The 18,983-nt window shown below is 38.3% G+C and carries 18 protein-coding genes; 12 read left to right on the forward strand and 6 right to left on the reverse strand.

The annotated features are described in order from the left end of the window. Positions 1-131: 131 nt before the first annotated feature. From AC5WOC_RS13585 to AC5WOC_RS13595, 3 genes are all read left to right on the forward strand, one after another. The gene (locus AC5WOC_RS13585; protein WP_496055944.1) at positions 132-686 is read left to right on the forward strand and encodes a Myb-like DNA-binding domain-containing protein; all 555 of its coding nucleotides are present in this window, start codon (positions 132-134) and stop codon (positions 684-686) included. A gap of 26 nt (positions 687-712) precedes the next feature. Next, positions 713-937: a hypothetical protein gene (locus tag AC5WOC_RS13590; RefSeq protein ID WP_496055945.1), complete on the forward strand. Its 225-nt coding sequence runs from the start codon at positions 713-715 to the stop codon at positions 935-937. 1,249 nt (positions 938-2,186) lie between these two features. Beyond that, positions 2,187-2,471 (forward strand): hypothetical protein, encoded by a 285-nt coding sequence (locus AC5WOC_RS13595; protein WP_496055946.1) that lies wholly within the window; start codon positions 2,187-2,189, stop codon positions 2,469-2,471. 351 nt (positions 2,472-2,822) lie between these two features. Here AC5WOC_RS13595 and AC5WOC_RS13600 read toward each other — a convergent pair whose 3' ends face one another. Beyond that, positions 2,823-3,902 (reverse strand): isocitrate/isopropylmalate family dehydrogenase, encoded by a 1,080-nt coding sequence (locus AC5WOC_RS13600; protein ID WP_496055947.1) that lies wholly within the window; start codon positions 3,900-3,902, stop codon positions 2,823-2,825. 120 nt (positions 3,903-4,022) lie between these two features. Between AC5WOC_RS13600 and AC5WOC_RS13605 the strand changes: the two genes are divergently transcribed. The 4 genes from AC5WOC_RS13605 (at position 4,023) to AC5WOC_RS13620 (ending at position 6,437) form a co-directional block, all read left to right on the forward strand. Next, the gene (locus AC5WOC_RS13605; RefSeq protein ID WP_496055948.1) at positions 4,023-4,436 is read left to right on the forward strand and encodes a DUF948 domain-containing protein; all 414 of its coding nucleotides are present in this window, start codon (positions 4,023-4,025) and stop codon (positions 4,434-4,436) included. Continuing rightward, positions 4,423-4,764 (forward strand): YtxH domain-containing protein, encoded by a 342-nt coding sequence (locus AC5WOC_RS13610; RefSeq protein ID WP_496055949.1) that lies wholly within the window; start codon positions 4,423-4,425, stop codon positions 4,762-4,764. Before AC5WOC_RS13605 ends, AC5WOC_RS13610 begins: the two co-directional genes overlap by 14 nt. A 112-nt stretch (positions 4,765-4,876) precedes the next feature. After that, the gene (locus tag AC5WOC_RS13615; protein WP_496055950.1) at positions 4,877-5,968 is read left to right on the forward strand and encodes a bifunctional 3-deoxy-7-phosphoheptulonate synthase/chorismate mutase; all 1,092 of its coding nucleotides are present in this window, start codon (positions 4,877-4,879) and stop codon (positions 5,966-5,968) included. A 142-nt stretch (positions 5,969-6,110) separates the two neighbouring features. Continuing rightward, positions 6,111-6,437 (forward strand): hypothetical protein, encoded by a 327-nt coding sequence (locus AC5WOC_RS13620; RefSeq protein ID WP_496055951.1) that lies wholly within the window; start codon positions 6,111-6,113, stop codon positions 6,435-6,437. A 73-nt stretch (positions 6,438-6,510) separates the two neighbouring features. Here the strand turns inward: AC5WOC_RS13620 and AC5WOC_RS13625 are convergent, their stop codons facing one another. Together AC5WOC_RS13625 and AC5WOC_RS13630 are read right to left on the reverse strand one after the other, a co-directional pair. Beyond that, the gene (locus AC5WOC_RS13625) at positions 6,511-6,828 is read right to left on the reverse strand and encodes a type II toxin-antitoxin system PemK/MazF family toxin (protein ID WP_496055952.1); all 318 of its coding nucleotides are present in this window, start codon (positions 6,826-6,828) and stop codon (positions 6,511-6,513) included. Between the two features lie 28 nt (positions 6,829-6,856). Then, positions 6,857-7,132 carry an AbrB/MazE/SpoVT family DNA-binding domain-containing protein gene (locus tag AC5WOC_RS13630; protein ID WP_496055953.1) on the reverse strand — a complete coding sequence of 92 codons (276 nt, stop codon included), beginning with the start codon at positions 7,130-7,132 and terminating at the stop codon, positions 6,857-6,859. A gap of 196 nt (positions 7,133-7,328) precedes the next feature. On the opposite strand from AC5WOC_RS13630, the gene AC5WOC_RS13635 reads away from it, so the two are divergent. The 5 genes from AC5WOC_RS13635 (at position 7,329) to acsA (ending at position 13,198) form a co-directional block, all read left to right on the forward strand. After that, a complete protein-coding gene (locus AC5WOC_RS13635; RefSeq protein ID WP_496055954.1) occupies positions 7,329-9,260 on the forward strand; it encodes a hypothetical protein in 1,932 nt (643 codons plus the stop codon). A 145-nt stretch (positions 9,261-9,405) separates the two neighbouring features. After that, positions 9,406-10,449 (forward strand): catabolite control protein A, encoded by a 1,044-nt coding sequence (ccpA, locus tag AC5WOC_RS13640; protein ID WP_496055955.1) that lies wholly within the window; start codon positions 9,406-9,408, stop codon positions 10,447-10,449. Beyond that, positions 10,446-11,153 (forward strand): 5'-methylthioadenosine/adenosylhomocysteine nucleosidase, encoded by a 708-nt coding sequence (locus tag AC5WOC_RS13645; protein ID WP_496055956.1) that lies wholly within the window; start codon positions 10,446-10,448, stop codon positions 11,151-11,153. The genes ccpA and AC5WOC_RS13645 overlap by 4 nt, the downstream gene beginning before the upstream one ends. A gap of 84 nt (positions 11,154-11,237) precedes the next feature. Further along, complete coding sequence (locus AC5WOC_RS13650) at positions 11,238-11,399, forward strand: DUF1540 domain-containing protein (protein WP_496055957.1); 162 nt, start codon at positions 11,238-11,240, stop codon at positions 11,397-11,399. Between the two features lie 80 nt (positions 11,400-11,479). Then, a complete protein-coding gene (acsA, locus tag AC5WOC_RS13655; protein WP_496055958.1) occupies positions 11,480-13,198 on the forward strand; it encodes an acetate--CoA ligase in 1,719 nt (572 codons plus the stop codon). Between the two features lie 133 nt (positions 13,199-13,331). On the opposite strand, the gene AC5WOC_RS13660 is transcribed toward acsA, so the two are convergent. The 3 genes from AC5WOC_RS13660 to AC5WOC_RS13670 form a co-directional block, all read right to left on the reverse strand. Further along, entirely contained in the window at positions 13,332-14,018 is a 687-nt protein-coding gene (locus AC5WOC_RS13660; protein WP_496055959.1) for a hypothetical protein, read from the reverse strand. A gap of 167 nt (positions 14,019-14,185) precedes the next feature. Beyond that, positions 14,186-16,384 (reverse strand): transglycosylase domain-containing protein, encoded by a 2,199-nt coding sequence (locus AC5WOC_RS13665; protein ID WP_496055960.1) that lies wholly within the window; start codon positions 16,382-16,384, stop codon positions 14,186-14,188. Positions 16,385-16,528: 144 nt separating this feature from the next. Then, positions 16,529-18,862, reverse strand: a complete 2,334-nt coding sequence (locus AC5WOC_RS13670) for a transglycosylase domain-containing protein (protein ID WP_496055961.1) — start codon at positions 18,860-18,862, stop codon at positions 16,529-16,531. Positions 18,863-18,983 lie beyond the last annotated feature (121 nt).

Genomic DNA, 18,983 nt, shown 5'->3' on the forward strand with positions numbered 1-18,983 from the left:
TCCTTATTTTTTGTGAATAGAATATAAAATATTAAACCCATGTTTCTTCTGTGAACATGGGCATTTTTTATAAAACAAAACATATTCAATTTAATAGGAGAACATATTTGTGAAACGAGGAGGATGGTGCGATGAAAGGAAGACGTTGGACTCCAGAGGAAGATCAATTATTAAGTGATTTAGTTTTACAGACTATTAGTCATGGTGGGACGCAATTAACTGCATTTTCGGAAGTTGGCAAAAAAATAGGCAGAACTGCTGGAGCATGTGGTTTTCGCTGGAATGCAGTGCTGAGAAATCAAAATCCTACATCTTATACGGAAGCAAAAAAGAAAAGAGTATTTACGCAGCTAGAGAAAAAACGTAAATCTAAAGTCGATACATTTTCTGAGGCGGTTGAATTATTAAAACAAACAGAACAGGCATGGATTAAGCAGCAGAAAGAAATTACTAGACTAACGCAATTGATCGCAAAAACAAAACAAAAAGTGAAACAGATGAAAGAGAATAACCAAAAATTTCATCAGAACAACAACTCTGTAGAATGGGTACAGAAGGAAGTGAAAATAAGATATGAAGAACTTTTACAGTTGATTGAGAAAGTAAAACAAGAAACAAATGTAGCGCAATTTACTTCTTTGCAAAACGATATAGTTGGGAAAACAGATTTGCGCCCCTCTACATAAGATAAGAGAGCAGATGAGGAAAAGAGGTGGAAGCAATTCCAAACAAACAAGAACAACTACAGAAAAGATTAACGGAAATTGAGGAGAAACTTGCTTTTTGTGAGCAAGAGTTAGATTTGTATAAAAATGAGCAAATAAAACTAAAAAAAGAAATGCGTTTTTTTGAATCGATGTTATTGGAAGAGTATCATTTGCTTTTACAAATATTAGAAAAAGACAAAACAGGAATTCGTCTGCATCATCTCCCATAGTGTCAAACCCCTTCATTTATGGAGGGGTTTTATAATTTTTGCGAGGGAAAAACCACAGATTAAATCGTGGGATTCTATGGAATAAGCTTTAATGACCCAAAAAACTACTGTCCTAAAAATTTTACGTTTAGTCAGATAAGAGATATCAAATTGCAGATAAAAAACAGCCTAGCGACTGCTAGACTGTTTTAGCATCTATTTAGAAGCATCCAGCAAAGACAAAGATGGTAGCGATAACAAGTAAGAAGATTAGCAAACGGTGCCATCCAAAGAAACCTCCAGAAAAACCGCCCATTTTTTGCACCTCCTTTTTGATCTACTAGGCGAGGTGAACTAACATCCTCTGAAGCCAACTCCACCAGCAAAGACAAAGATAGTAGCGATAACGAGTAAGAATATTAGCAAACGGTGCCAACCGAAGAAACCACCAAATCCACTCATATTGACACCTCCTTACCTCTGAAAATGTAATTTATTAGCAACATCCACCGCTAAATCCAATACCGCCGGCAAAAACAAAGATGGTAGCGATAACAAGTAAGAAGATTAGCAAACGGTGCCAACCGAAGAAACCACCAAATCCACTCATATTGACACCTCCTTACCTTTGAAAATGTAATTTATTAGCAACATCCACCGCCAAATCCAATACCACCAGCAAAAACGAAGATAGTGGCGATAACGAGTAAGAAGATTAGCAAACGGTGCCAACCGAAGAATCCTCCAGCAAAACCACCCATTTTAACACCTCCTTTCAAAAGAAGACTAATGATTACAAGATAGTTTTTATTATCAATCCTGACTTCTTCTGAGAGCTAGCAGACTCTTCCGAAACCAAAACCTCCAGCGAAGACGAAGATAGTGGCAATTACCATTAAAAAGATTAAGAGACGATGCCAGCCAAAGAAACCTCCTCCAAATCGACTCATAGGAAAAACCTCCTTGGTTGTTCGTTAGCTCCGAAGTGTATCGGCTGCTGGTTTACCTTATGCTGAAATATCCCGTTTTGTACAGGTATTTGCCCTATAATAAAAATTTAGGTAATTGTTCGGGAGACTTAACTAGACTTCAGGTAGGATACAAGATTGAATTTAGAATAAAGTTTATTATTTGATTAACTTCACTGTATTCTGTTTTTTTTCACTCTGATCAAACGCATACCTATGTTGCTGTAGATTTAGGCAAAAAACCGTACCCACTTTTTCGGTATGGGCATAAGATAGCCAAGAGATCAGATGGAGGTGTAAGTATGGCTAATGAACCAGATTTGAAGCAATTGACGCAAATGATCAATAGTGTCATGGGGCAAAGGGTTTTGAGTGAACAACAATTAGCGCAGATAATGAGTGGAGCAAAACGTGCATTTGATAAAGGCGGAATGCCATTTGTTATTGAATACTTGATGAAGGTAACTCAAGCAGATGTGGATAAAGAAGAAGTTACACAGTTTGCTGAGACGATTCGCTCAAATCCCCAATTGGGAAGAGATATTTTAGAGGGAAAAAAAAGCATCAAGCAGGGGAAGAAAAAATAAATAGAAAAACAGCTTTTGTGAAGATACAAAGGCTGTTTTTTTTATCCAAATTTTGAATTGAGGGACGAATTTGTTTAAAAATGTATTCGAAATGTTTGCACGGAATACTTTCAATTGTTATAATAAGCATTAAACATGCTAATACATCTTGTAAGGACGTACTCTATAATTACAATAGAGCTACTTTCCAACCAAGCAAAAAATTAGCTGAAGGCTGGTTGATATGTTGCAATCTTTATCAGATTGGTTTTATATCTGACAAGCAAATTTTATGTAATCAGATAAGAATCAATGGATATCTTTAATGAAAAAGCAAATGAGAAAGCGACGGAATATACCCGTCGCTTTTGTTTAAAATCCTTGCAATGTATTCCATACTTCTAGTTTGGTTTGGATTTTGGCAATGATTTCATTTGTGAATTCAGTAGTTGTTGCACTACCAGATAGGTCAGCAGTCCGAATACCTTCCCGCACAGTCTCAATGGTTGATTCATAAATAGCACGGGAAGCAGTGAGTGCTTTTGGATCATCCATATAAGTCAGTAGAGACGCACCAGCCAATATCATAGCCATGGGGTTTGCTATATTTTTCCCAAATAAGGAAGGAGCAGTCCCATGGGGAGCTTCAGCCATGACGGTTTTAGGTTCAAAATTATCATCGAAACTGAGGAGGATCGATTCTGCACCTGCTAAAGAACCAAATAATTGCAATACCATGTCACTTAAACAATCTCCATCACGGTTCAATGCAGGAATAACCAAGGGATCACCTGAATGGTTGAGAAGCAATGCATACGTAGCATCAATAAGTTGTGGTTCATAACGAACTTCAGGGAAACGAAGGCTTGTTGCATCCATCTCTTCTTTCAACATTCCTTCGTATATTGGACTTACTGTGTATTTTGGACCGCCAAACACTTTTGCCTTCATTTTTTTAGCATGGCGAAAAGAATACTCGGCAACTGCACGGCAGGTTTTGCGATCAATGGTTTCTGTGCGGTAAGCTATTTCATCGATTCCATCACCTTCGCGCCATTCTTTGGCTCCATAAGCATCGCCTACAGCCATGCGAATGACAGAAATTGGAGCATATGTACCACCGATTGGTCGAACACCAGGAATACGTCTTCCAGTACGAATAATTACTTTACCATCGATTTCTTTACGCAAAATAGCATTTGGGCTGCCAATATCTCCTTTTTCTTCAGGAGTAATAGTCGCAGCTTTTAACCCAAAACCGGCACGTTTCATTGCTTTGGCTGCATCATGCACCACTTGATTTTTGGTAGCACGTCTATTTTCTAAACTAAGATCGTATGTCTCAAATTGTAAATCAAATTGAATGACACTTGGATCTAAGATTCGAAGCGCTTCATCTAATAATTCTTGACCAGTTTGGTCGCCTTTCATTACAACGATTTTATGTTCCATGTGTTTTGTCACCTCATGTTAATATATTGTGCTCACTTACTATAATACATGTGTGAGACTAGAAATGAAAAGTAATCCAAATTTATGCAGTATTGCAAATGAGATAAAGGAGAGTTTTAGTTGATTATCGAAGTAAGTGTAGGAGTTATTGCTGTAGCTGTAGTGTTCTTAGTGATTTACTTGATCAGCACTTTGCGAAAGCTGCAAAAAACGCTGACACAAGTAAATCAAACTGCTTCTATTTTGGAAAAAGATGCACATGATTTGCTTACCAATACCAATGGCTTGATTACGGAAACGAGAACAGTCGTAGAAACAGTAAAAAGTAAAGCGGATAATACACAGACATTATTTCAAGCAATAGACAAGATGGGAAAGCAAATTAATGAAGTCTCAACCTTTGTTTCTAAAGCAGCTGCTGATAATAAGGAGAAGTTAGGAGGAGTTCTCGCGATTGTAGGTGCTGCGATGAATCTCGTCCAAGAGTGGCGACAAAATAATGAGAAGAGGAGAATGCAAGATGGCAAACAATGATTCCCAAATTAATTTAAAAGATTTTATGATCGGTGCAGCAGTAGGTGTCGCTTTAGGAGCAACACTAGCATATTTAACTGCTCCAAAAGCGGGTAAAGAGGTAAGAAAAGATATTAATAAAAGCATCGACTTTGTAAGAGATAAAGGCCAAAAAATAGTACTCGATGTGAAAACACAGAGTACAGATATGATTGGAAAAATGGCAGAAGTAAAAGATAAAGTGCAAAATAAAATTAGTTCGATCAAAGATAATTTTGGTGAAAGTGTTGCCGAAATTAAGTTGGACGAAGATGCGGAAAAAGAAGAAGATATATATACATTGAAGTAACAAAAAAAGGCAACTATATTAGTTGCCTTTTTTTCTGAATGTGGATGACATAATGCCATATTTCAGTTAAAATGAATGGATATTTTAGTAGAGTTGAGAGGAGCGAGTAAGTTTGAGTGATTCAAATGTGAAACAATTACGCGAGGAGTTAGATTCTATTAATTTGGAACTACTCTCCCTTTTAAGCAAGAGAGCGAGTATTGTTCAAGAAATTGCTGATATAAAGACAAAACAAGGTATAACAAAGTTTGATCCTGAACGGGAGAAAGAAATGCTCGACCGTTTGGTTGAACATAATGAAGGGCCTTTTGAAAATGAAGCAGTAAGGCATCTTTTTAAGCAAATCTTTAAGGCGTCACTGCAACTGCAAAAAGATGATTCCAAAAAGCATTTGCTTGTCAGCCGTAAAAAACAAGCAGAAGATACAGTAGTTACTCTTGGTTCTACAAAAGTAGGAAATGGACGCCCTACCATCGTTGCAGGTCCATGCTCAGTAGAATCCGAAGAGCAAGTGAGAGAAGTTGCAAAGGCCCTGAAGAAAAACGGTGTTACCTTGATGCGTGGAGGTGCATTTAAACCACGTACGTCTCCTTATGACTTCCAAGGACTTGGGGTAGAAGGATTGGAAATTCTCCGCCGTGTTGCGGATGAATTTGATCTCCAAGTGATTAGTGAAATCGTAAATCCAAGCGATATTGAACTTGCTACCAAATACGTAGATGTTATTCAAATCGGCGCGCGGAACATGCAGAACTTTGAACTGTTAAAAGCCGCAGGAAATGTGAATACTCCTGTTCTTTTGAAACGCGGTCTATCTGCTACCATGGAAGAGTTTCTACATGCAGCAGAATACATTGTCCATCGTGGAAATAAAAATGTGATTCTCTGTGAACGAGGAATTCGTACGTATGAAAAATGGACTCGCAATACACTCGATATTTCCGCTGTGCCATTACTGAAAAATGAAAGCCACCTGCCAGTTGTTGTCGATGTGACACACTCTGCAGGTCGTCGAGATATTTTGGTGCCACTTGCGAAAGCAGCACTTGCAGCAGGTGCTGATGCAGTGATGGTCGAAGTCCACCCAAACCCAGCAGTAGCGCTATCTGATGCACAACAGCAAATTGATATTCCTACTTTTGATCAATTTATGCGTGATTTGCATGAATCGAAGTTGTTACCATCATTAGTAGAAGCAAAGTAATATAGGAATTTGAGGTAAACATGACTCAGACCAAAATGGTCTGGGTTTTTTTATTTATGAAATACTAATACAACGATAGAACTAATTAATATATAATGATATAAATTGGAGCACCATTTGAATCGTTCAAACAGGAGGAACGATGGCTGTTTACAAGGATTATCTGGGACAGGGCGGTCGTATCACCTTCACCCGAAACAGGGTCAAGGGTGACTACTTCCCCCATTCGGCGCACACTGAGGAGACCACGAGCTCCGCTTCCGAGCGTGAGCCGGTCGGTTCAACGGATTCCGTCGACGCGAGCCGATTCGCTGAGCCCGACTCTGTCGCGGCAAGCACGAATCCCTGCGCGCCGGAGCCGTCAAGCCAGTCGCCGATCAAGGTGGCCGGCATCAGCGCCGCTCTGATCGGTGAGGTGACCATCCACGACGGACCTGTCACGTTCGAGGGTGGCTTCCACACCAACTGACAGCACACATGTTGCTGTCGCTGGGGCTCGCTCATGCTACAACGAGTGAGCCCCGCTGATTTTAAGATGAAAATTATAAAAGTAATTCATCGGGGTCGATAACAACAAGTAATTTAGACAATACCTCTGTCAATGTAGCAGTTGGGCATTCATCAATAAAAACAGCCTCTCTCGCTCCCCAGTCAACACTTTTTGCTTGATCTGCTAACACCACTCCCGTAATTTTTACATTTTCCGGAAGTAAAACTTCAAAGGGATAATCTTTCACTTTACTTGTAATTGGACAAACTTGGGCTAAACCCAGAAACCCATTATATTCCCGAGAAGATAAAACAAGTGCAGGTCGTCTTCCTGCTTGTTCATGGCCGGATTGTGGATTAAAATTAACCAAATATCATCGCCTTGTTGCGGAATGTACTTCACCAAGTTTCTCTCCCCATTGGCTTACCCCAGTCAAATTTATTCATATTTTCTTTCGTTACCTTAGACATAAGTTCTTCGAATTTATATTTCCTTGTTTTTGTTGCAGGCTCTGCTTCTTCGATGACAATGTTTCCGTTTTTATCTTCATACATATAAAACAAATCACCTGGTTTTGAATCTTTCGCTAGTTCGGGAGGAATATTAAACGCCATGCTGTTGCCGTTTTTTGTTAGTCGTCGTGGATATTTTTTTGGATTTTCTTGACCCGTCATTATCACCTCTTAATGTCAATATATCAGACATACATACATGCTCATAGTATTTATTTGTAAAATATTTACTTCGAAAATTTATGACATAATTTTTTCTAATACCAAGTTTTCTTTCATACTATCGTTTGGCTACCTCACAACCTTTTGGTATGATTAATCTACTATACTAGGAAAGATAGATGGGAGAAGATTGTTCGTGAGTGCGAGAGAATACCTGGAAAAAGCAAATCGTTATCAGGTAAAGCCGGAGGAATTGTTTCAATATTTTGCTCAGAACGTATTGCAGCTGACTGTTTTATATCAAAAATCACCAATGGGTAAAAAGCCATTGTTAGCAAGAAGTAATCGGCCGGGTGCGAAATATGTGGTTGCTTTTACTGATCAAGAAGCAGCGAAGGCCGTTCGAGTAAAACAACCAGAGCATTTGGTCGTAACCGTTGAACCAGCTCTTCCTTTTTTATTAAAAGCATACCGATCCAATGCCGAAGGTTTGATGTTTAATCCTGGAATGGATTCTAAATTTTTTGTTGTTCAACATCAATTATTGGAATGGATTCGTTATTATTGTATTCATATGTTCTCCAAACAATCGACGGTTTGGGTAATACGTGCTGGCTCATCTGTATTAAAAGGAGCTTATCAGCCCGGTTTTTCAACCATTGCTATTTATACTAGTGAAGAAGATGCAGGAAAAAGTGCAGAAAAAAGTGGTGGTGTTGCTACACCAGTAAGCTGGGAAAAAATATTTCAATATTTGGATCGACTTGGTTCGAAAACGTTATATGTCAACTTTGGTTTACCAGAAGCATTTTTGCTCAATCCAAGTCAAGTAGAGGAAATTAAAAATGGTTCCAAAACGGGGTTTGTAGAGCAAACAACCAACTCGTATTCCTTTATTCCTGATGCACCTGATATCCCGATTCCAAGTGAAGAAGGTTCGAAATTACCAGAGTTAATGAATAATGATCAAGATACAGATCAAGAAGAAAAGGTTGCACATGTGGAGGAACCCTCCGATGAAGAAGATTGGGAAGCTGCTTTTGCTGGAGAGGAACCTTTGACTTTTGGACATGATCGAAAGACGGATGATACATATATACCAATGGCAGAAAAAATACAGCAACAAGCAGGCAATACTAGTCAAACAGCTACAAACGAAAAAATAATAGATGAACCTAATATTCTTAAAGCCAATGAAATAGTGAAATCAAATGAAGAAGAGTCTGCAACATCAGAATTAATGGAAGAACAAACACCAGTTATAGATGAAGTTCCAGCGGTTGAACACAAGCTAATAAAACCTGAAACGGCAGTTGAACAAAAACCGTTAGAAAAACTGGAATCTACTGAAGAAAAAGCCATTACACCAAAGGAAGAACAAAACCAGAAACCAGTACAAAAAGAAGAGAAACAAGAAGAAAAAACAGTTACGCAAAATACATTTTCCGCTTTTGATAATCCTTGGGATGACGATGACGATGGATTTGCAGAACAAATTCCTCAAGCAAGTTTATTTTTCCAATCGGAGAATAAAGCAGATTCTGCGAATAATCAGCAAAATAGTAAAGAAGATCAAAAAGAAGAAGTTTTAGATAATGAATCTGAGAAAATTGTTACCAATCATTCACAACAAGCCGTTATAAAAGAAGAAGCACCAGTCAAAGAAGTAATTGAATCTGAAAAGGTGGAGCCGCCTTTGCCAGAAAAAAGCTCTACTTTCATACCAGAAGATGTCGAATATGGGTTACGTGTCTTGGAAACAGCTACGAATGAAGGCCAGGGGATGGCAAACGGTTGGGAAGTATGTAGAGCATTGGCTGATCTAAGACGTATATGGGTCATTGTTGATATGGAAGGAAAAATGGTAATTTTGGCAAGCCAAGATGAAAATCAAATTGCCGATTTCTTTACATCTGAAGCATATGCTCAAACATTGATTGATGAGGCACACCGACGTAATGAAAATTTACCGAAAATGGTTCCAAGACTCATTTCTACTAAAAAATTGTTTAAAGCATTAGCACCGACACAATGTGTTATTTGGATAAATCGCGGATCTCCAGATGCATGGACCAGCATTATGGGGGATACACTTCCATATGTCCTGCAGTTAATGGCACAAAAATAAAAAAACAGACCATATGTGGCTATTTTTTGAATTTGGCAATGATTGTTATTACAAAAATCCATTCAAAAAATAGCTGCATTAGGTCTTTTTTTTCTGCAATTTGTTATACTACATATGATACTTCTATAGTAAAGAGGTCAGGAACATGGAGAAAAAGAAAGAGACTATTACAATTTATGATGTTGCCCGTGTTGCAGGTGTTTCCATGGCAACGGTTTCGCGAGTTGTAAATGGAAACTCCAATGTAAAACCGGCAACACGTAAAAAAGTTCTTAATGTGATTGAAGAATTAGGATATCGTCCAAATGCTGTGGCACGTGGACTAGCTAGTAAAAAGACAAAAACAGTCGGTGTCGTCATTCCTGATATTTCCAATGCTTTTTACTCGGAAGTTACACGCGGAATAGAAGATATTGCAACGATGTATCGTTATAACATCATACTGTGTAACTCTGATCTACAACAAGAGAGAGAAACACAACTGATTGAAACATTGTTAGAAAAACAAGTAGATGGACTGCTTTTTCTTGGTGGAAATGTAAGCGAAGAACATCGCCGGATTTATGATCATACGAACGTTCCAGTCGTTTTAGTAGCTACAAAAGTGGAAGATAATTCATTACCTGCTGTTGGAATCGACCAACAGGAAGCAGCTTATGATGCAACTGTTCACTTTATCCAAAGTGGACATAAAAATATTGCTTTAATCGGTGGGCCACTAACGGATATGGTAAAAGGTTATCCTAGATATCTGGGTTATCGACAAGCATTAGAAGAGCATAAAATTGATTTTGATGAACGTTTAATTCGAATTGGGGATTACCGTTATGATTCCGGATATCAAGCAATGTCTACTTTACTTGGGTTATCGGATATTCCAACTTCTGTTGTTGTCCTAAGTGATGAAATGGCGGTAGGAGCCTTACATGCTATTTTGGATAATGGCAAAAAAGTACCAGAAGATATTGAAGTCATTGGTTATAATAACATCCCGGTCGCTTCCCAAGTTCGTCCTCTGTTAAGTACAGTGGATGTTCCTATGTATGATTTGGGAGCTGTAGCAATGCGTTTATTAACAAAATATATGCATGGGGAAGAGATACAAACAGGGCAAGTGACTTTACCGCATTCATTGAAGTTACGAAGCTCTACTAAGCCGCTTGTAACAACTGAAGGAGCTTCCCTATGATCGGTATTATGGGGGCAATGGATGTTGAAATCGAACAGTTGTTATTAAAAATGGATAATACAAAATCCAAAGAGATATATGGTAATTCTTTCATTTCCGGAAAACTAGCTAATGTCCCTGTTGTCATCACAAAATCAGGTGTAGGGAAAGTAAATGCATCGATTTCCTGTCAAACACTGATCCGTGATTTTCAGGTTACATCGATTATATTTATTGGTGTTGCAGGGGCACTTCATCCTGATTTAAATATTGGAGATATGATTATTTCCACTTCTTGTCAGGAACATGATTTGGATGCTAGTACACTTGGATTCCCTCGTGGAACTGTTCCTTTTCAATCAATATCAGAATATCCAGCAGACTCCAAACTTGTCGAAATTGCCTTAACTGCAGCAACAGAATTAGATTCGATTTCGGTTCGTACTGGAAAAGTACTTTCTGGTGATCAATTCATATCTGATGCTGCCATTGTAAAATACTTACATGAAGAGCTTACAGGAGAATGTGTAGAGATGGAAGGTGCGGCTGTAGCTCATGTATGTCACTTCACCAATACACCTTATGTTGTTATCCGATCTATGTCTGACCGTGCAGATCATGAGGCGCCCGTTGATTTTGTAAAATTTACGGAGCTGGCAGCAGTCCGTTCCTGCCAATTGGTAACATCTATGTTACATCAAATCCACCAAATCGGGGAAGCTTAATGATTACGAGCCAGTCTCGTTTAGCATAGATTTTGCATCAACAAGCAAGAAAGCCACTCAATAATCGATGAGGAGGTGTCGTTGATGCCGGATAACGTGATGTGTGAAGTAAACAGTTGTACTTACTGGGGTAAAGGTAACTTATGTGAAGCTGATAAAATCTATGTAGTGAGCCATGCAGAAGAAGAGAGGGCTCGCAACACAGAGGAAACAGACTGTCATACCTTTGAACCAAAACATCACTAATCAAAAAAGCCAGCTTCTAATTCTTACATCTGGATAGAAGCTGGTTTTTCATTTATCATAGGTGTAAGGAGGCGATTTTTTTGAAACAACTTACATCAATTAAACCATTAACAACAAACAATAATCTTGAGGATTATGAAGCAACTAAAAAATCCTTTCAATGGGCCGATGTAGATAAAGAATTTTCATGGCATCATACAGGAAAGGTAAATGTCGCCTACGAATGTGTGGATCGACATGTGGATGAAGGAAAAGCAAATAAAATCGCACTTGCCTATAGTGATCCTGATCGAAAAGAAAATATTACGTATCAATCTTTAAAACAAAATTCAAATCGCTTTGCTAATTTTTTAAACCGCTTACATATTGCAAAAGGGGACCGTGTTTTTGTTTTTTTACCACGTACACCAGAGTTTTATTTTAGTTTCTTTGGAATATTAAAAATTGGTGCAGTAGTAGGACCTCTTTTTGAGGCCTTTATGACCGCCGCTGTACAAGATCGTCTGGATAATAGTGAAGCGGTGGCACTAGTTACTACACCTCAGCTGTTGAAACGGGTACCAGTGGATAAACTGCCTCATTTGAAAAAAATTATTTTAGTAGGTGGCGAAGATAATTCTGCATTGGGTCATTACTCATTTGAAAAGGCTATGACCAGTGAATCATCCGATTTCTCTATAGAATGGGTAGATTTAGAAGACCCAATGATTATTCATTATACTTCTGGCTCTACAGGGAAACCAAAAGGTGTACTGCACGTCCATCATGCAATGGTTCAACATTACCAAACAGGGAAATGGGTACTTGATCTGCAAAAAGATGATATATACTGGTGTACTGCTGATCCAGGATGGGTAACTGGAACTTCTTATGGAATTTTTGCACCTTGGCTTCATGGAGTGACGAATGTCATTCGAGGTGGACGTTTTAGCCCGGATGATTGGTATCAGACGCTAGAGAGCAATCAAGTGACAGTTTGGTATAGTGCTCCCACTGCTTTTCGTATGTTGATGGCCGCTGGCGATGATGTTGTGAAAAAATACGACCTCAGTAAAGTTCGTCACATAATGAGTGTTGGAGAACCACTGAATCCAGAAGTAATTCGTTGGGGAATGCAAGTATATAATAAGAGAATTCACGATACATGGTGGATGACCGAAACTGGAGCTATTACGATTGCAAACTATCCTCAAATGGAAATTCGTCCCGGATCCATGGGGAGACCAATACCTGGAGTCCACGCAGCAATTATTGATGATAATGGAGTTGAGCTTCCCCAAAATACAATGGGAAATTTGGCTGTAAAAACTCCATGGCCATCGATGATGCGCTCGATCTGGAAAAATCCTGACAAATATAATGAATACTTCCGGATTCCTGGATGGTATTTGTCAGGGGATACTGCTTATCAAGATGAAGATGGATATTTTTGGTTTCAGGGGCGCGACGATGATGTTATCAATACATCTGGAGAGCGTGTTGGCCCATTTGAAGTAGAGAGTAAATTAGTAGAACATCCAGCGGTAGCAGAAGCTGGTGTTATTGGAAAACCAGATGAACTTAGAGGACAGATTATTAAGGCGTTTATCGCATTGCGTGATGGTTTTACTCCTTCAGAAGAATTAAAACAGGAGATTGCAGTATTTGTAAAGAGTGGTTTAGCCGCTCATGCTGCACCACGTGAAATTGAATTTAGAGATAAATTGCCAAAGACACGTAGTGGGAAAATCATGAGGCGGGTATTAAAAGCTTGGGAATTGGGACTGCCAACAGGTGATTTATCTACATTGGAAGACTAGCAAAATGAAATTGAATAGAGAAATTTCATTAGGGAAAGATCAACCGAGCATCGCGATGACCCTTATGTAAAGGAAAAAAGCCATTTGCTCATATGCAGTGGCTTTTTTATGATTTGAATGGCTTATAAAGTTCTTATCGTCTGCGTGTATGTCTTTTTCCATTAAGTTTTTTCTGTATTCCGCGGCTTTTTCTTGGTAACTGGCGCAATCTTCTTCTTTTTCTTCTTCTAGGTATATGATTCTCGATATTATCAGCTTTTTCATTTTGAGGAACAGTGTTAACTTGATCATCGTCATCATCGTCGTCATCATCATCGTCATCATCGTCATCATCGTCATCATCATCGTCATCGTCATCATCGTCATCGTCATCATCGTCATCATCATCGTCATCATCGTCATCATCGTCATCATCGTCATCATCGTCATCATCGTCATCATCATCATCATCGTCATCATCATCGTCGTCATCATCGTCATCATCGTCATCATCGTCATCGTCATCATCATCGTCATCATCGTCATCGTCATCATCGTCATCGTCGTCATCATCATCGTCATCATCGTCGTCATCATCATCATCGTCGTCATCATCAGAAATCCGGCCAGCATATTTTTTATCTTCATCAAGCATTGCCAATGTTAATTCTTTTTCTCCATCACTATCTTTTAATTTAACGGTGATAGGAAGGTTTTTTGATGATAATTTATTTGCTAATTCAATGGATACATATAATTTATCAATGTGCTTTATCTTTTTGGGGATAGGCTTTTTTTTGTAAAATGGTTTTCTTAAATGAGCCTTGATTCTTCTGCTCATAATTACCCACATCCTTTATAGAAAGTAACTGTTTATTTTTGATATATTATGGGAATGTGGAAGATTTGGAATGGTTATTTCATCTAGTTTTTACACCTATTTATTAGAAATAAAAGAAAAACTCACTGCTCTAAAAGCAAAGTGAGTTTCATTTAATGGAAAAGTATTTAATTTTGATTACTATTGGTTTCATCGTCAGACTTACCTGGCAGTAACTGATTTAAATCCGGTAAGTTAAAGGGATTTGTATTTTGCTGTTGATTATTGTTGTTTTGATTTTCATTATTATTCTGTTGTTTCGAGCATTCAAAGCACTCATCTTCCGTTGAACCCCCGGGATCTTGAAAATCTGTTCCTTTGGGAATTAGTGATGGATTGGTTTTGGCTGCTGCTTTAAACATTTTCATCCAAGCTGTTTTGGCGAGGTCATGATCACCTTTTTTATTATAATCATAGCCAGACCAGACACCCATTGTGACTTCCGGTGTATAGCCAACAAACCATAAATCATACTGACTGGAAGTTGTGCCCGTTTTTCCTGCAATATTATAACCGCCAATTCGCCCGATAAAACTCTCTGCTGTACCGCCTCTAACCACTTGCTTTAGCATTCCAGTCAATTGATAAGCAGTCTCGGGAGTGAATACTTGTTTTTCTTGATTTTCTTTTGCATAATCATAGATTACATTTCCTTGCAAATCTGTAATTTTGGAGATTAAATGAGGTTTGTTGTATTTCCCACCATTAGCAATGGTAGCATAACCTCCAGTCATTTGTGCAACAGTGAAACCATAGGTGGCTCCACCAAGAACTAGCGCTTCTCCATCTTTTTCATCTGGTTCTAAGCCCATTTCTCGAATGTAATCAAATACTTTTTGTTTCCCGCCAAGCTTGTCAGATGTTGCACGAAAGACTTTTATCGCTGGTATATTATAAGAAAACTGCAGAGCTTTCGTTGCTGTTACAGCTCCATGATAGTTCCCGCCATCATTTCGATAATAAACAGAACTATATTCTTTTTTGATTGGTTCATCGATAATGATGGAGTTTGGGGAAATTACTCCTTCATTTATACCTGGACCATAAGATAAAAGAGGTTTCATTGCAGATCCTGGTTGATTTTTAGCATCAAAGGCATGATCCTTTTGGTTCTCATCAAAGTCAGTTCCAGCAAAAAAGGAGAGGATAGCACCAGATTTGTTTTCCACCATTACTCCCCCGATTTGTTCACGAACCATTCTTCCATTGATTTTTTTCTTTGGGAAATATATTCCTTCAACGGATTTATTCATACTATCATAGAGCGATTGATCGACTGTAGAATATATTTTTAGCCCTCCACTGCGGACTTTATCTGTATAATATTTTGTTGATCTTTCTTTTGCTTCCGTAGGATTATGTTTTTTATCCATTTCTTGCAAGACTTTAATGGCTTCACTTTCAATCGCGGAGACAACAAATGGATAAGTTGTATATGCATTATTGAAATCAGAAGGTTTAGCAAAGGATTTTGTTATATCGTATTTTAACGCTTCATCCCTCTGCTTAGCTGAAATCTTTTTGTTTACTACCATATTGTTTAATACAAGTTTCATTCGTTTTTTACCGCGTTCGATGTTTGTTTTTTTGTTTTCAGAGAAAGGGTTGTAGGAGATAGGCAGTTGAACCATTCCAGCAATGTATGCAGCTTCTGGTAATGTCAGGTCTTTGACATCTTTATTGAATAAGCCACGAGCTGCTGCCATTACACCATACATGTGTTTCCCATTAGCACCTTTATAAAAATAAACACTGTTGAGATAAGCGATTAATATTTGATCTTTGGAATAATATCTTTCTAAACGAAGTGCGTTTGCGATTTCATTTGCTTTTCGATCCAAAGTTTGATGTCTGTTACCGAGTACTTCATTTTTTACTAGTTGCTGCGTAATTGTACTTCCGCCAGTTGTTACTTCGCTTCCAGTTACTTGCTGAAGCGCAGCCCGCATAATAGCAGTGGGTACAATCCCGTTATGGGTATAAAACTGTCTATCTTCCGTAGATAACAACGCATTTATTAAATATGGGCTGACATCGGATAGTTTGCGTACCAAAATACGATCTTTCTCCGAATGCATCGCTCCGATTAATTTTGGGTTACCAGTACTGGCATCTTGGAAATAAGCATAACTCGTTTCTGACCATCCATTTAACAGTTCATCGTAATCTTTCTTTGTCCGTATTTTTTCATTTTTGGTATAAGCAGACATGACTCCTGCACCGACACCAATTACAGCAACGGCTACCACTAGAATAAGTGTGATAAGAATAGAAAGGGTAACAAATACAATCTTCCATATTTTTTTCTTTGGTTTTTCTGCCCGCATACTCCTACTGTCCTCCTGTCATATGGATTATAACATAAGAAACAAAACGGAATTCTACATAAATGAAATGATAGTGCTTTCTTTTTTGAGGGAAATATTGGGGATGAAATAAACCCTCACTTCTTTAGAAGTGAGGGTTTCGAATTAGGATGTTTCGGTTTTTTTGGTGTTTTCAGCAGATTCATTTTCTTTTTTTTTGTCCCAAGTGCTGGGAAATAATTGTCCATCATTTTGTTTTGGTTCGTTATTATTTGTATCTTTTTTTTCTTTTTCCTGTTTGTCAGCTGTTTCATTTTTCTGCGGTACAATACCGGTATTTTGTTGGTTTTGTTGCTGTTGATCATTTGATCCATTATTTTCTGGCTGTGCAGGTGCCTGTCGGTTACATTCAAAGCATTTGTCGTCTGATGATCCGCCTGGGTCTTGAAAATCTGTTCCTTTTGGAATGAGTTGTGGATTCGTTGCAGCTGCTGCTTTAAATAGTTTTACCCAAGCAGTTTTCGCTAAATCATGATCACCTTTTTTGTTGTAGTCATATCCAGACCATACACCCATTGAAACTTCTGGGGTGTATCCAACAAACCAGAGGTCATACTGACTGGAGGTGGTTCCAGTTTTACCTGCGATGTTATATCCGCCGATTTGTCCGATAAAGCCTTCTGCTGTACCACTTCTTACTACTTGTTTTAACATTCCAGTCAATTTGTAAGCAGTTTCGGGAGTGAAAATTTCTTTTTCTTGATTTTCTTTTGCATAGTCATAGAGAACATGTCCCTGTGAATCAGTAATTTTGGAAATCAAGTGTGGCTTATTAAACTTTCCGTGGTTTGCAATCATAGCATAAGCACCAGTCATTTGCTCAACGGTATAACCATATGTTGCACCACCTAGTACCAAGGCTTCTCCATCTTTTTTATCTGGTGGCATACCCATAGCACGTATGTAATCAAATACTTTTTGTTTTCCACCAAGCTTGTCAGCTGTTGCACGAAAGACTTTTATTGCTGGTATATTATAAGAGAATTGTAGTGCTTTTGTTGCAGTTACAGCTCCATGATAGTTTCCGCCATCATTTTTATAATAAACAGAGCTGTACTCTTTTTTGATTGCTTCATCGACAATGATTGAATTTGGTGAGATGACACCTTCATTAATGCCAGGTCCATACGAGAGGAGCGGCTTCATCGAAGAACCAGGCTGGTTTTGTGCATCGAAAGCATGGTCTTTTTGATTTTCACTAAAGTCCGTTCCTGCGAAGAAAGAAAGAACAGATCCAGTTTTATTTTCCACCATTACAGCACCGATTTGTTCTCGAACCATTCTGCCATTGATTTTGCGGCGCGGGAAGTCGATGCCTTCTACTGATTTATTCATGTTATCATACAATGCTTGATCGACAGTGGAGTAAATTTTTAATCCGCCGACTCGTACTTTGTCACTGTAATATTTATAAGGTCTTTCTTTTGCATCTTCTGGATGATACTTTTTATCCATTGCTTGCAGGGTTTTAATTGCTTCGCTTTCAATTGCAGAGATAACGAATGGGTAAGTAGTATATGCGTTTTTGAAATCACTTGGTTTAGCAAAAGATTTCGTGATGTCGTATTTCGCGGCCTCATCACGCTGTTCTGCTGTGATTTTACCATTGATAACCATGTTATCTAAAACAAGTTTCATCCGCTTTTGACCTAATTTAATATTTTCTTTTTGTTTTTTTGGATCATTGGTGGAGAAAGGATTGTATGCATTTGGGCGCTGCGCCATTCCGCCAATATAGGCAGCTTCTGAAAGTGTTAAATCTTTCGCATCTTTGTTGAATAGCCCTCTTGCAGCTGCCATCACACCATACATGTGTTTACCATTTGCACCTTTCCCAAAATAAACACTGTTAAGATAACTTACAAAAATTTCTTCTTTCGAATAATAATGTTCCAATCGAAGTGCGTTTACTATTTCTAGGGCTTTACGTTCAAATGACTTGTGTTGATCTCCTAAGATTTCATTTTTAACCAACTGTTGGGTAAGGGTACTACCACCTGTAGTCACTTCACTTCCAGTAACTTGCTGCAAAGCTGCTCGCAAAATAGACGAAGGTACGATTCCGTTATGAGAATAAAATTCTCTGTCTTCTGTAGATACCAATGCATCTAGTAATTTTTGATTAACATCAGATAATTTACGAACTAAAACACGGTCTTTCTCGTTGTGCATCGCTCCAATTAATTTTGGCTTGCCTGTAGTTGCATCACGGAAGTATGCATAACTGGTTTCAGACCAGCCATTTAGTGATTCATCAAAATCTTTCTTGGTACGTATTTTCTCGTCTTTCGTATAGGCTGACACCATTCCAGCCCCAACACCTAGTACACCTACTGCTGCAACTAAGGCGAGGGTTATTATGACATAAAGTGTGACCAAGAGTATCTGTAATTTGCTTCGTTTCTTGGCTTGCACTGGTATATTGTTTTGTTCTTGCATTTGACCGATTTCCCCTCCTCATATGTACGAATTATAACACAGGTAGTTATAATTAAGCTTATAGATTTCTTGTGACAATGTTGACTTTTCGAAGGAATATTTTTCTAAAAAAAGAAAAAGC

The sequence above is a fragment of the Shimazuella sp. NTD247 genome (assembly GCF_059510415.1).

Bases quoted from the DNA above. Each gene is read 5' to 3' on its own strand.
- AC5WOC_RS13630 (WP_496055953.1), bottom strand. From the start codon at position 7,132: ATGACGGGTCAAGAAAATCCAAAAAAATATCCACGACGACTAACAAAA.
- AC5WOC_RS13650 (WP_496055957.1), top strand. From the start codon at position 11,238: ATGCCGGATAACGTGATGTGTGAAGTAAACAGTTGTACTTACTGGGGT.
- ccpA (WP_496055955.1), top strand. From the start codon at position 9,406: ATGGAGAAAAAGAAAGAGACTATTACAATTTATGATGTTGCCCGTGTT.
- AC5WOC_RS13595 (WP_496055946.1), top strand. From the start codon at position 2,187: ATGGCTAATGAACCAGATTTGAAGCAATTGACGCAAATGATCAATAGT.
- AC5WOC_RS13660 (WP_496055959.1), bottom strand. From the start codon at position 14,018: ATGAGCAGAAGAATCAAGGCTCATTTAAGAAAACCATTTTACAAAAAA.
- AC5WOC_RS13665 (WP_496055960.1), bottom strand. From the start codon at position 16,384: ATGCGGGCAGAAAAACCAAAGAAAAAAATATGGAAGATTGTATTTGTT.
- AC5WOC_RS13585 (WP_496055944.1), top strand. From the start codon at position 132: ATGAAAGGAAGACGTTGGACTCCAGAGGAAGATCAATTATTAAGTGAT.
- AC5WOC_RS13670 (WP_496055961.1), bottom strand. From the start codon at position 18,862: ATGCAAGAACAAAACAATATACCAGTGCAAGCCAAGAAACGAAGCAAA.
- AC5WOC_RS13620 (WP_496055951.1), top strand. From the start codon at position 6,111: ATGGCTGTTTACAAGGATTATCTGGGACAGGGCGGTCGTATCACCTTC.
- AC5WOC_RS13610 (WP_496055949.1), top strand. From the start codon at position 4,423: ATGGCAAACAATGATTCCCAAATTAATTTAAAAGATTTTATGATCGGT.
- AC5WOC_RS13645 (WP_496055956.1), top strand. From the start codon at position 10,446: ATGATCGGTATTATGGGGGCAATGGATGTTGAAATCGAACAGTTGTTA.
- AC5WOC_RS13600 (WP_496055947.1), bottom strand. From the start codon at position 3,902: ATGGAACATAAAATCGTTGTAATGAAAGGCGACCAAACTGGTCAAGAA.